12 protein-coding genes are annotated in these 12,618 nt (G+C 53.1%); all 12 read right to left on the reverse strand.

Translation table 11 applies throughout. The features are described 5' to 3' along the window. Positions 1–31 precede the first annotated feature (31 nt). The 12 genes from tatC to JTP09_RS00775 all read right to left on the reverse strand — a co-directional run bounded on the left by tatC (position 32) and on the right by JTP09_RS00775 (position 12,549). Positions 32–880 (reverse strand): twin-arginine translocase subunit TatC, encoded by an 849-nt coding sequence (tatC, locus tag JTP09_RS00720; RefSeq protein WP_240333876.1) that lies wholly within the window; start codon positions 878–880, stop codon positions 32–34. A 107-nt stretch (positions 881–987) separates the two neighbouring features. Continuing rightward, positions 988–1,257 (reverse strand): Sec-independent protein translocase subunit TatA, encoded by a 270-nt coding sequence (gene tatA / locus JTP09_RS00725; protein WP_204875928.1) that lies wholly within the window; start codon positions 1,255–1,257, stop codon positions 988–990. After that, complete coding sequence (locus JTP09_RS00730; protein WP_204875930.1) at positions 1,257–1,514, reverse strand: hypothetical protein; 258 nt, start codon at positions 1,512–1,514, stop codon at positions 1,257–1,259. The genes tatA and JTP09_RS00730 overlap by 1 nt, the downstream gene beginning before the upstream one ends. A 191-nt stretch (positions 1,515–1,705) precedes the next feature. Beyond that, on the reverse strand, positions 1,706–3,562 hold the full coding sequence (locus tag JTP09_RS00735) for a WYL domain-containing protein (protein ID WP_204875931.1): 1,857 nt from the start codon (positions 3,560–3,562) through the stop codon (positions 1,706–1,708). 52 nt (positions 3,563–3,614) lie between these two features. Next, the gene (locus tag JTP09_RS00740) at positions 3,615–4,013 is read right to left on the reverse strand and encodes an FKBP-type peptidyl-prolyl cis-trans isomerase (RefSeq protein WP_204875933.1); all 399 of its coding nucleotides are present in this window, start codon (positions 4,011–4,013) and stop codon (positions 3,615–3,617) included. A 37-nt stretch (positions 4,014–4,050) separates the two neighbouring features. Further along, positions 4,051–5,133: an FKBP-type peptidyl-prolyl cis-trans isomerase gene (locus JTP09_RS10250; RefSeq protein WP_204875934.1), complete on the reverse strand. Its 1,083-nt coding sequence runs from the start codon at positions 5,131–5,133 to the stop codon at positions 4,051–4,053. A gap of 89 nt (positions 5,134–5,222) precedes the next feature. Beyond that, entirely contained in the window at positions 5,223–6,659 is a 1,437-nt protein-coding gene (gene pafA / locus JTP09_RS00750) for a Pup--protein ligase (RefSeq protein WP_204875936.1), read from the reverse strand. A gap of 54 nt (positions 6,660–6,713) precedes the next feature. Continuing rightward, positions 6,714–6,914 carry a ubiquitin-like protein Pup gene (locus tag JTP09_RS00755; RefSeq protein ID WP_370592458.1) on the reverse strand — a complete coding sequence of 67 codons (201 nt, stop codon included), beginning with the start codon at positions 6,912–6,914 and terminating at the stop codon, positions 6,714–6,716. 40 nt (positions 6,915–6,954) lie between these two features. After that, on the reverse strand, positions 6,955–8,544 hold the full coding sequence (gene dop / locus JTP09_RS00760) for a depupylase/deamidase Dop (protein WP_204875946.1): 1,590 nt from the start codon (positions 8,542–8,544) through the stop codon (positions 6,955–6,957). Between the two features lie 4 nt (positions 8,545–8,548). Next, a complete protein-coding gene (gene arc / locus JTP09_RS00765) occupies positions 8,549–10,225 on the reverse strand; it encodes a proteasome ATPase (RefSeq protein WP_204875947.1) in 1,677 nt (558 codons plus the stop codon). Positions 10,226–10,279: 54 nt separating this feature from the next. Then, entirely contained in the window at positions 10,280–11,299 is a 1,020-nt protein-coding gene (locus JTP09_RS00770) for a tRNA (adenine-N1)-methyltransferase (protein ID WP_204875948.1), read from the reverse strand. Positions 11,300–11,406: 107 nt separating this feature from the next. Beyond that, entirely contained in the window at positions 11,407–12,549 is a 1,143-nt protein-coding gene (locus JTP09_RS00775) for a hypothetical protein (RefSeq protein ID WP_204875951.1), read from the reverse strand. Positions 12,550–12,618 lie beyond the last annotated feature (69 nt).

Genomic DNA, 12,618 nt, shown 5'->3' on the forward strand with positions numbered 1-12,618 from the left:
TGGGCTTATCGAAGAAAAATTGAGGCGATATTTAGTTTTGTTCTACGCGACCAAGCTGATCCAATTCTTCTTTACTGGTAGCGCGGTTCAGTTCTTCGGAGGTCAGCCCCGCAGCGAGCTTAGCGTTCTTACGATCACGACGCTTATCGTTGAGAATACAAATGCCGATAGCAAGGAAGAAGAAGAAAAGCAGGGGCGCCGCGAGGTAGAACATGGTCATGGGATCAGTACCCGGTGCCACCGCTGCCGCTAGGGTAGCCACTACAACAACAACCCAACGCCATGCTTTGAGAATGGTGCGACCGCGAATCAGACCCACCATATTGATACCCACCAGAACAACGGGAAGAACGAAAGCAATACCGAAGATCACCATAAACTTCACGAAGAAGGAAATGTAAACCTCAGCGGTCATCACGTTCCAAGTGCCCTCAGGGTTGAACATGGTCAGCGCCTTGATAGCTGCTGGAATACACCACCACGCTACTGCCAGACCCAGGAAGAACATGGGAACAGCCGCGGAAACAAAACCAATGGCGTAAAGTTTTTCGCGCTTGTACAAAGCTGGAGTAATAAACGCCCACAGCTGGTACAGCCAAACCGGTGAGGCAAGTACCAAACCGATGTAAAGCGAAACCACGATCATAAGGTTGAAAGCGGCTGCCGGGGTCGCATAGTTCAATACCGCTTCGCGACCCTCAATCGAGTTAATTTCTTGTAAAGGACCGGAGATAGCGTCAATGAAGGGGTTATAGAGAAAGAAACCGCCGATAGCACCCAAGACAGTAGCGATCGCAGCCTTAATCAAACGGTTTCTGAACTCGCGGAAGTGCTCCCCCAACGCCATTTTCGCTTGGGGGTTATTCTTTCGACTGGTCACTTTACTCGCCATGGGTACTCCGAAAAGTCAGAAATCTTTACACTAAGAAACGCCCGCATCTGCGCACCTCGCGGGGTAACGCAAATACGGGCTATCAAAGATTTTAGTTACTTGTTGTGGTTATCAACGACGGGATCAGTTGAAGAAACCGAACCGTGTGAAGGGTTGTTGATAACTTCACCCTCAACAGGGGTGGTAGCCGACGCGTTCTTGTTCTTGCCGTCCTTCTTCATGTCATCAACTTCTGACTTGAAAATACGCATGGACTGACCCAAGCTGCGAGCCATGCCGGGGAGCTTCGGCGCACCAAAGAGAAGAATGATGATGAGCAGGAGAATAAGAAGCATTACCGGGTTGTCAAAGAGGCCACGAGCCATTAGAGTGCACCTTTCTGTGCGTTAATGCGTATATCGTCTACGCGTTGGGGCTGACCGAGCGTCTGGCGACGCTGGTAGCGCCTGGTTGCACGATCGATTTTACGTTCTTTTTTACCCAACTCATAGTCTGAAACAGCTTCATTGAGTGGGGTGAAGATTGCAGGCTTGGAAGTTTTTTCGACAGTCAGGTAGCTAACCTGCTGCGCTTGCTCCATTTTTTCGGAGTAATCGGTTGCCCATTGTTCAACAGATCCCATGACGTTCAGCCCTTTTTTCACTATTGAGTACAGCAAAAAACCTACGACTGCTAACGAAACTGCTGCAAGTGCTCCTGTGAGAAGCATCCAAAACCACCAAGGCATAAAACCAAGTATAAAACCTCCAGCCCTATAACGTGTGTGGTTTCGCTGTGAGATAGCAGGTAATTTACCGTTTCTTAATCAGCGTTTTATATCTGAGGGTCAAAAAGGCTCTCGGGGTTGCCGTTTTCTGTTGCACAGTAAGCACGTAACGAGTGCGGTTCGATGATTTCAAGTTCCCCGTACGATGAAAGGATAAGCTCCATGAACCAGCTGGGGTTAAACACATCAAAAGAAAAGTAGTCGCCTGATACTTGATTGCTGTGGCGCTGACATAGTTGGCGGTGGTAGGTGCCGGGTAAGTGGGCTTTGGCGATGGCGGTGAAGGACGCGCGTGCATCCGGTGCAGTCTCGATGTGATGGGCTGGGGGTAGCTGTTCTTGCTGAGAAGTGAGGCTTATTCCGCTCAGTCGGAAAGTTCTTTCAGCATCACGCAGTAAGCACTGGGCGCGAACGTAAAGTTCGCCATCAACCATACGAAGTTCCAGGGGTTTGATACGGCGATAAGTGGTTGATGTACCCGTTGAATAGGTGATGTCGACGGTCTCACGCCGCTCCAGAGCGGCAATCAGCCAGGCAGGAGCGCTGTCATCGGCGATAACAGCTATTTGGTGTGAAAGACGCTCCCCCTGTGCAGAAAGCTGCACTAACTTACCTTCAAGCTGACGCAGGATTTTCGTTTCAGGCATGACCGCACCCAATGCACGCAGTGCCAGCAAAAGATAAATAATTTCCTCCGTAGACAATGGTGCTGCAGTACGCAAATGCTGTACTGCCTCCATACGCTGCACCTGATCGTGGGTGAGATTTAAACTTACGCTCTGTTCATCAGCGGAGATCCACAGTAGGTTGAGGGCGCGCACCACTTCAGCACGGGTGACTGCGAAACGTTCAGCGATATCCTTCACGCTCACGGGGGCGTTTTCAAACGCGAACTCCGCGTAGTTAAGGATGCGCACAAACAGCTCCGCCGCGTCCGCCCGGGTACGCGGTGCCCCGTGCTCTTCCCATCTCATAGATGAGGTATCGCAGGGTTCACTCCCCCGGTGTCTGCCTGCCACCGCGGCTTTCATCGTGCGGCAACGCTCCCTCATGCTCAACTGTATGTGATCGTCGAAAACCTGTTGAGCTGGTATATCAGCGGGGCGATTCGGCTCAACAGTAGCCCCCGACAGTAGGATGCGTGCTGCCGCTTTATCTGCTACCACGGCGGGAATGCTCAAAAGCTCACCATGACGACGTAGCCACACTCGAGGAACAGGGATTGAAGCAATGCCTTGTAGATAGTCGTAAGCAGAAAAAGAGCCATCAGCAGACCGGTAGGTTCCAGCAGTTAAAGCCGCTTTGGTGAAGCGGTCTAGGCGATAGACCCGAGGCTGACGCTCGGTCGCTTCAACCCCCATGCAGTACCAGGTGCCGAAGGTAAAGCCTACGCCCCAGATGGATGTCCTGCGACTGCGCGTCTCACCACGAGCGTTAGTGTAATCGAAGCTCAACACCTTCTGCTCAGCTAGCGCCTCAATCACCTGCTCCAAATAAGGTGCCTGCTTAAACACAACCTCAGAGTGCCAATGGGCACTCTGGGTCTGTTCAACACCTAGTTTGGCAAGTGCCCGCTCCACAGAGCGGTGAGCTACGCCCTCCTGCCAGCTCGCGGCAGCCAGCGATAGCAACGAAAGATCTACAACAGATAAATGGTGAGCGCTCCCTTTGGCATGCTCAATGCGATACAGCGTTTCAACCCCCACCTTAGACGTCACCAGGGTGTACCCCAGCTTGCGCAGAGAATCCTTATCTCGCTCAAACGTCCGTTCGAAGGCGGCCGTTGATGGTGCGTTACGGTACGACGTGATGGTATCACGTATCTGTGCGCGCGATAATCCAACCTCACTGGCGGCAAGCACGTTCAAAACGCCCAGCAACCGCTCAACACTGCTTCTACTCATAGATACAAGAATAGCCCCCGACCTCTTAAAATCGGGGGCTATAAGCTATGCGCTACTTGCGAACATCTACCAAATCAACCACGAAAATCAGGGTTTCGTTGGGACCTATAGCAGCACCGGCGCCGCGCTCGCCGTAGGCGAGATGTGAGGGAATCTCGAGGCGACGGCGTCCGCCCACCTTCATGCCGAGAAGACCCTGATCCCAGCCTTGAATGACCTGACCTACGCCAGCGGTGAATCCTAAGGGCTCGCCACGGTTCCATGAAGAGTCGAACTCCTCACCGGTTGACCATGAAACACCTACATAGTGGCACTGAATGTAGTTGCGGGGTTCAACCTCGGCGCCCTTGCCCTCAATGAGATCAGTAATCACGAGTTCTGTGGGTACATCGCCCTCAGGAAAGTCGATTTCAGGCTTGGTACGATCAAGTTTACGTTCGCCAAATGACATCAGAGAATTTCCTTATCTTTATGAAATGGTCAGTAATTTACTCAGAGGGGCTAGGCTCTGCGGCAGGAGCATCAGCGGGTGCTGATTCGCTCGGAGGTGCATCACCTGCCGGAGCCATGTCGTTTGCTGACTCCGCGGGTGCCGGTGATTCTGAAGCTGCTGCGCTAGAGCTGGGGGCAGAAGTTTCAGCGGGTGCTGTACCTTCAACGCTACCCAAGAGGTCAATCACGAATACCAAGGGACCTTCCGGTGCCTTGTTCTGAGCGGCATTAGCGCCGTACGCCATCTCGGTGGGGATAGTCAGCATCACACGTGAGCCAACCTTCTGACCCTGTAAACCGTCTACCCAACCCTTGATGAGATTCTCGTTGAGGGGGAAGGACGCGGGAGCAGCACCTTCGGCGTAATTGCCGTCAAAGACTTCACCATTGTTCCAGGTCACACCCAAGTAACGAACAAAGAGGGTATCGCCCTTATTCACGGTCTGACCGTTGCCTTCGATGAGCACGTCAGATACCAGCTCGAGGGGTTCATCACCCTTGTTCTCAGGCAGGGCAATAGTAGCGTTATTGCCTTCCAAGCTGAATTTGGGCTTTGACTCACCCAAGTCCTTCTGCTCACCCTCAACGATGCTGGGGATTTTTCGAGCAACGGTGTAAACCTCAACATTGGTTGCGGTACCGGGGCTAGCGGTCACCATGGCGCCGTCTTTACCCACTGATTCGTTTGAAGAGTACGAGAAGGTAGTACCCACCTTGTTAGATGAGAGCAAATCGTAAAGCTCGGGGGCATTTTTTTTCAGCTGCTCGTTGACCTCAACAATTTGCAAAGGAGCACCTGCATAGGTGCTGCCCTGAGAGCTACCGTCAGCACCAGAGAAAATAGTGCCCTGAAGTACAAGAATATCGCCGTCATTGATATCGTCACTGCTACCCTCTTCAACCACGTGAATCTGGGTCGAGGTAGCAGCAAACGGAGTCTTAAAACTAACGGAGGGCTCTGCAGTTGCTGACTTCACATCGTAATCAACCTTTGAGAGGTCGCTAGTACCCGCACCGCAGGCGGTTAGTGCCAAAGCTAAAGCAGCAGAAGTCGCTGCCCAGGTCATCTTTTTCTTCACGAATTTACTTTCGGTTAGAGGGATAAAGACTGTTCGCTCACTCATCTTACAGATGTTTTCTTAGTATTTACTCTAGAAATTCTGGTGATTTAGATAAAGGGCGGTGCCCACGAGCTGGTGGGTTTCACATCGTTGAGAACCTTGATGAGCTCATCAACGCTGGTGGACTCGGTGGCAAAGGGATCTTTGCAAACCGCCGTGAACTGGGGGTAAGCATTAAGTTTCAGGTGTACCCAGTCCACTGTGAACTGTTCCCCCGCCGCTCGTGCCGCATTGATGAACTCACCACGAATACGTGCGCGAGTGTGTGGCGGTTCTAGTGCCGCCTGGGCAATTGCCTCAGCAGACACTACTGAACGTACGCGTCCTTTCTTCGCCAAAATATTGAAAACGCCGCGGGTCTGGTCAATATCGTGGTAGGCAAGATCAAGCTGAGCAATCTTGGGGTCACCGTAACCACGTGCTACACCCTCGATGATATAGGTATCCAGAAGTTTTTTCTTAATTGCCCAGTCAATTTCGGTATCAATAGCGCTAAAATCTTGGGATTCGATGGCGTCAAGCGCGCGTTGCCACAAATCTAGAATATAGGGCACGTCCTCATGGTGGGCGCCGTGTTGCTCGATGTAGGCAGTAGCGCTAGCTAAATAATGACGCTGCATCTCAAGGGCGCTGCGTCGAGAACCATCAGCCAGCATGAAATAAGCCGTACCCGTCAGATCATGGGAGATGGTTCGTAGCGCTGTGGCGGTGTCTTTGATTTCGTAATCGTTGAGGGGGTAACGATCTTCTAGCATGCGCAGCACAATGTCGGTGGCACCCATTTTGAGAAGAGTGGTGGTCTGCGACATGTTTGAATCGCCGTTGATTACGTGCAATCGGCGGTAGAGCTGCGCGTCTGCGTGAGGTTCATCGCGGGTATTAATGAGTGGACGCGAGCGTGTGGTAGCAGTGGATGACCCCTCCCAGATGTAGTCTGCTCGCTGGGAGAAAGAGTAGCTGGAGTCTTGGCTCAGGGCCTCTGCAGTACCCCATGAAGGCGGGCCCTGGCGGTGAGTTTTGCCCGCGCCCACTAGAATTTGGCGGGTCACCAAAAAAGGAATGAGAGAACGCACGAGCTTAGCGAACTCTACTTTGCGTGAGAGCATGTAGTTTTCGTGAGAACCGTAAGAGTTATCGGCTGAATCAACATTGTTCTTGAAAAGATAAAGGTGCCCGGTCAGTCCCTCTTCCTGTAAGTGGTCTTCTGCCTGATTGACCAAATCGTTGAAGAGATACTCGCCTGCCTTATCGTGGGCGATCAGATCTCGCATGCTGGCGCACTCGGCGGTGGCGTATTCGGGATGAGATCCCACATCGAGGTATAGCCGTGAGCCATTGGGCAAAAAAACATTGGTGGAACGCCACGAATCGACTACAGGTTTGAAAAGTTTACGCGCTGCCTCCTCCGGCCCCAAATGACCGACCCCCTGGGGGCTGTAGCGGATTCCAAACTCCGTTTCGATACCAAAAATTCTGCGTTCCACGAATGCTGTGCTCTCTCTAGGTGCGTAATGAGGTCAAGACGGTAACCGAGTCGGTTACTGACCACCCTTTTGAATGAAACCGCGAACGAACTCTTCAGCGTTTTCCTCGAGCACGCCGTCGATTTCAGCTAAAAGATCATCAACCTCAAGCAACAGGTCTTCATCAACAGCCGCGGTGGCTTGCGCCAGCTCAAAGTCTTCAGTTTCCTGAGGGCTCTGCTGGGCTGACAGTGCTTGAACTTTTTTCTGTTCCACAGGTTTTTTCTCTCTTTTCTTGAATATCAGACAGGTAGTTTTAGTGAGTAACAGCGTGAGCGCCTAAGGCTCGCATCAGCCCTTCGGAGCTTTCATCAGCCAAATAGGGTTCGATCTCTGCGCGAGTAAGGCTCAAAGGCTCATCCATCGTTAAACGATAGGTCACGATATCTAGAGGGTTACGAGTGACTATCGTATCCCAGCTTGCCGAGACAACTTCGTGCTGCCAGATCTCCACAATCTTCCCTCGAAGGTATGCGCGCGTATCATGAGGCGGTTGGTGCGCTGCCTGACGAATCTGCTCTTCTGTGAAGAGCGTTTTCATCTTGCCCAGGGCAATCAGTTTGAAATACAGCCCCTTATCGGGGCGCACATCAGAGTACTGAATATCGATAGCTCGCATTTTGGGGTTATCCCAGCTGACACCCTTATTTACGTAGGCTCGCATGAGGTTATACTTCGCTACCCAATCCAGAGTATCTGCAAGGCTCAGTGGGTTCTGCTCTAGAGCGTCCAGTACCTCCTGCCACAGTGTCAGGACGCGGGCAGTCATCTCATCGGGGTGAGGATTGGCCTGACGGGCTACGGCAAGAAAAGTTTTTTGAATCTCCACAGCAGTTGTAGAGCTACCATCGCTGAGCTTCACCGGAGCCTTCATCGACAGATCACGGCTCACCGCGTGCATAGCTGCTACCGGATCAGCCAAGCGAAACACCGGAGCCACCTTCTGCTCAATCGCATCCAACACCAAAGCCACGGTACCAAACTTCAAAAGATTAGAAGTGTGCGAAAGGTTCGCATCCCCCGTAATCACGTGCAAACGGCGGTATTTCTCACGATCCGCGTGCGGCTCATCGCGGGTATTCACCAAAGGTCTGCGAATGGTAGTTTCCAAACCCACTAACCGCTCAAAGAAGTCCGCCCGAGACGATATCTGAAAACCCGCCTGCTCACCGCTGGCACCCAAGCCCACGCGTCCTGCACCCGTATAAATAATGCGGGTTGCGAAAAACGGCGCTAGCACCAAGGTCAGATACTCGAAATCAACACCGCGATCTACCAGGTAATTCTCATGAGAACCATAAGACTGACCTTTGCCATCAGTGTTGTTCTTATAAAGGTGAATAGGCTCAACCCCAGTATTCTGCGCTGAACGCGCCAGAGCATCCACCGTCTCAGCGGCAATAAAGTCACCGGCAGCATCCCACAGTACAGCATCAAACGGGTTCGTCACCTCAGGTGATGAGTACTCGGGGTGAGCATGATCCACATATAGACGGGCACCGTTGGGAAGAATCGAGTTCATGGTGACTTTATCCCAATCCAACCGCTCAGCATACATCCCCGATTCACGCAAAGCCTCAGCAGCAATATCCTCACTCGTGAGCACATATGCCTCATCGGTCAGCTGCGACTCATGCGCCAGCTCACGCTGCATAGCGAAACCGCGCGCGTCCTCCAGGGGCTGCTCAGAATCGTATTCCCACTGCGCTCGCTGGGCAGTTCTAAAAACCATCGCATTATAAGTATTCACGATGGTTGCAGAAAGTACCGTGTGGTTAGCTTCGGGGGTCGTTGGTGCAATCACACCGAACTCGGTCTCTGCCCCCATCACCCGCTGAACGCCCATAGTGTTACTCCCCCCGCCCGGAACGAACCGGTGAGGCGCTCAAAAAGCGCAGGCGCAAGTTCTTCTGAGCCAGAACGTCCTCAATCTCAGCAGCCTGGGGAACATCGACCTGATCCTCAAACTCAGCGCGGATTGCCTCTAGCACATGCTCCGCTCTCAAACCCCGTGAACCGGTTGCCAAGAAGTCTTTAATAGCCTGCTTCTTAGCGTTATCAACAATATTGCGAATGACGGCGCCCGAGAGGAAGTCACCCCGGTAGAGCCAACGGGAAATGCCGTTCTCGAACTCCACGCTGATATAGCGGTTGAACTCATCAAATGAATAGAGAGAATTGACCGCGCGGTCAATAATGGATTCCAGTGCCACCTGCGCCGAACCTGCACGCTCAACCTCAGACTCGTGTACCGGTAGCTCTGAGTTCAGGTAAAGCCCAAAGATTTCGCGCGCACCAGCGGCATCGGGGCGGTTAATGCGGATTTTCACATCAAGACGCCCCGGACGCAGCACGGCGGGGTCAATCATATCCTCGCGGTTGGTAGCGCCAATAACAATGACGTTATCGAGCCTTTCCACACCGTCAATTTCAGCCAGAAGCTGCGGAACAATGGTCGTTTCAACGTCGGATGAACGCCCAGAACCACGGGTACGGAAGAGCGATTCCATCTCGTCGAAGAAGACCACCACCGGATTACCCTCGGCTGCTTTTTCGCGGGCTGCACGGAAGATATCGCGAATCTGACGCTCAGTTTCACCCACAAACTTATCGAGCAGTTCCGGGCCCTTAATGTTCAGGAAGTAACCGGTCGTTGAGCCATCCTTGCTCAGCTCAGCAGCCCGGTGAGCCAGCGAATTAGCCACCGCCTTGGCAATGAGGGTCTTACCGTTACCCGGAGGACCATACAACAAAATACCCTTGGGCGGAGTCAGGTGGTACTCACGGTAAACCTCAGGATGCAAGAAGGGCAACTCCACGGCGTCCTGAATCTGCTCAATCTGTGAACTCAGACCACCAATTTGGCTGTAAGTAATATCGGGAACTTCTTCAAGAATAAGTTCCTGGGCATCAGTCGAAGGCACCACCGCGCGCACCATCGAAACCTTGGAATCGAAGATGACAGCGTCCCCGGTAGACAGTTCAGAGCCGCTGACGCTCCCAGCCAAACGGGCAACAGTCTTAGCCTGGTTTGGAAGCTCAACTACTACGTGAGAAGCATCAAGAACCTCCCGAACCACCACCACGTCCCCATAGTTCTCATAACCTAAGCTCACCACAGCCTGAGAATGCTCATTGAGCAAAACGGTCATGCCCGGTTCAACCTCATCGGGGTTCAGCAGCGGTGATAAGGGAAGACGCACCAGGCGTCCGCCCATCAACACATCAAGATAAGGCTCAACCTCAGCAGGGGTTTTACCTGACGCCAACTGAGAATAAGTCATCATGCCCCGACCCACCTCAAGCACCACAGCTGAATTAAGCGGCGGTGAAACCTGCTGAGCCATCGCCACGCGCATACGCTCAATCTCAGCCTTGGTCATCTCTAAAGCACGCACCAGCTTCTGATTCTTCTCACCGGCAACACGCAACTGCCGGTCAAGGTTGCGCCGGTTCTCGTTGGTGAGATTGAGCTGACGCAAAGCCCTCTGATAATCAGCGGTTGATACCTGGGAGTTCTCGCTCATACGATGCTTCTTTGTTCGAAGGATGGTGGTGATTGCGGGCTAACTGCTGAAGACCTAGCCCTCGTGGTTGAGGTGCTCGTTAGCTTCGGCAGCGTGCGATGCTAAGTTCTGAGCATCGCGAGCGGCGCGGCGCAGCTTACGATCTGTCACGTTACGCTCACCCAAGGCAGCAGGAGTCCATGCGTTCATATCCTCTTCAGAAAAGTCGGTCTTGGACGCGCGACGCTTAGGAGCTAGACGAATCGCGCCATCTGCCAGTCGGCGGGCGGTAATCAAGAAACCGGTGTGGGCAACCATACGGTGGTCAGGACGTACTGCCAGACCCTCCACATGCCAGCCACGTACCATCGTCTCGTGAGATTCAGGCTCGGTAAAACGACCATCAGCGCGCAGCGCCTCAGCAGTACGCGAAAGCTGGGTAACAGTTGCAACGTAGCAAATAATAACGCCACCGGGAGCCAGCACGGTCGCTACCGCATCCAAACACTCCCAGGGGGCAAGCATATCCAGCACCGCTCGGTCAACGCTGCCGGGTTCTTCAACATCGCCCAAAGTCTCCGCCAAATCACCCAGGGTAATCTCCCACGCGGGGTGCGGACCGCCGAACATGGTTTCCACGTTGCCGCGAGCAATATCAGCAAACTCCTCACGACGCTCAAAAGAACGCAGGTGCCCCTGATCGCCAATAGCCCGCAACAGACCAATGGACAGCGCACCCGAACCTACGCCAGCCTCAATCACACGCGCACCGGGGTAAATATCAGCCATAGTGACAATCTGACCGGTATCTTTAGGGTACACCACCGCAGCACCGCGAGGCATAGACAGCACAAAATCCTTATATAGCGGACGCAGGCACTGGTACATCAACCCCTCAGAGTTAGTAATCACCGTGCCCTCATCATTGCCAATCAAATCATTGTGATTGAAGTAGCCACGATGCGAGTGGTACTGACCATCAGTCTCAAGGGTAATGGTGGTAATACGCCCGCGCTCATCAGTAATCTGGACGCGCTCGCCGGGGCGGAAGGGACCACGGCGGTTGTTAGCGCCGGTGGGAGTTGAAGAGGTCATCTGCTTCCTTACAATCTAAAAGTCTTGAAAAATGTTGAGTTTTAACTATTGTCTCAAATTTGCCGGTAAGGAGCGATTTCGAGCACCCCATCCGTGAGAAGTCAGTCTCACCCACCGCGCAGGTAGCGGGATTCGCGGGTCAGAATGCTACCGGCATCGGCATAGGTAATGACACCCAAAATCCTTTGCGCCTCATTAACTACAGGCCATGCCGCAGGAACCAAACCATTTTTCACTTCAACCGGCTGCTGATCCCAGATATACCCGTTGAAATACTCCATGAGGTCATAGCGCAAAGCCGTGTGGGCAATCGCTGGCTCGCCTAGTTCTAGAGCCAACTCCCCCAGTGGCGTAGACTCAGCGGCACCTTCCAGCAAAGCCTGCGGAACCCACCATATGCGTCCGCCCGCTACCGGTGAATCAGCGATAACAACAGCTAATCCCCGAGCAGCCTCGTCCCTCACCACTCCCACCGGAGTCTGCCCACTAAAAAAAGCGGCAGGACGCATGAGATTAGTCGCTAGCAGAGGGTCGTGACCCACCGCCTGCTGTTTCAAAACCTTCAAGTGCGCCTGAGCGTTACGCCACAGATAAGACGCCACATAAATCAAAATCACCACGGAGAACAGACTAGAAAGCCAACCTGTCACCACCGCAAAACCCGCGAGGGCAGGAATCAAAGCCACACCGCACCAGGCAGTTACCCTCACCGCTCTTGATTTGAGACCACCAACCCTATGCACGAACGCTTCTACCGCGTGCCCACCGTCTAGCGGGTAAGACGGTAGGAGGTTAAAAACAAAAATCGCGAGGTTGGCATCCGACGCCAAATGCAACCCCCACCGAAAAGGCGAAGCGGGCAAAATCTCCACAAGAACGTACCCCAGCAGGGCAAAGATCAGGTTCACCACCGGTCCAGCCAAAGAAACCAACAAAGAAGTAGTCGGGCTGCCCTGGGTCAGCTTCGTCAGCCCGCCCCACAGCGTCAGCGAAATAAAAGAAACCCTCTGCCCCCGCACCACACCCACAGCAGCATGCGCCAACTCATGACAAAAAACAGCAAACGCCACAGTGAAAGCAACAGTCGCAGAAACCGTTAGAGCATCGCCCAAACTCACCAAAGGCGAACGATTGAGATAGTAGGCATACCCCACAACCACAACCGCCATAAAAATAAACCAAGAAGAACGTAAGTAAATCGGCGCACCAAACACCCTACCCACCTGTACGCCCTGCACCGAAGGTGCCATACACTCCCCCACACTGTCTAACAACTAGCCACCATCTTATGCCCACCCCCATCAACGCACCAAGAGGTT

The organism is Rothia sp. ZJ1223, assembly GCF_016900985.1.
Lineage (GTDB): Bacteria > Actinomycetota > Actinomycetes > Actinomycetales > Micrococcaceae > Rothia.

What these genes read in the sequence shown, in the direction of transcription:
- tatA (WP_204875928.1), bottom strand. Translation starts at nt 1,257, where the DNA reads ATGGCTCGTGGCCTCTTTGACAACCCGGTAATGCTTCTTATTCTCCTG.
- JTP09_RS00730 (WP_204875930.1), bottom strand. Translation starts at nt 1,514, where the DNA reads ATGGGATCTGTTGAACAATGGGCAACCGATTACTCCGAAAAAATGGAG.
- JTP09_RS00735 (WP_204875931.1), bottom strand. Translation starts at nt 3,562, where the DNA reads ATGAGTAGAAGCAGTGTTGAGCGGTTGCTGGGCGTTTTGAACGTGCTT.
- JTP09_RS00740 (WP_204875933.1), bottom strand. Translation starts at nt 4,013, where the DNA reads ATGTCATTTGGCGAACGTAAACTTGATCGTACCAAGCCTGAAATCGAC.
- dop (WP_204875946.1), bottom strand. Translation starts at nt 8,544, where the DNA reads ATGGGCGTTCAGCGGGTGATGGGGGCAGAGACCGAGTTCGGTGTGATT.
- arc (WP_204875947.1), bottom strand. Translation starts at nt 10,225, where the DNA reads ATGAGCGAGAACTCCCAGGTATCAACCGCTGATTATCAGAGGGCTTTG.
- JTP09_RS00770 (WP_204875948.1), bottom strand. Translation starts at nt 11,299, where the DNA reads ATGACCTCTTCAACTCCCACCGGCGCTAACAACCGCCGTGGTCCCTTC.
- JTP09_RS00775 (WP_204875951.1), bottom strand. Translation starts at nt 12,549, where the DNA reads ATGGCACCTTCGGTGCAGGGCGTACAGGTGGGTAGGGTGTTTGGTGCG.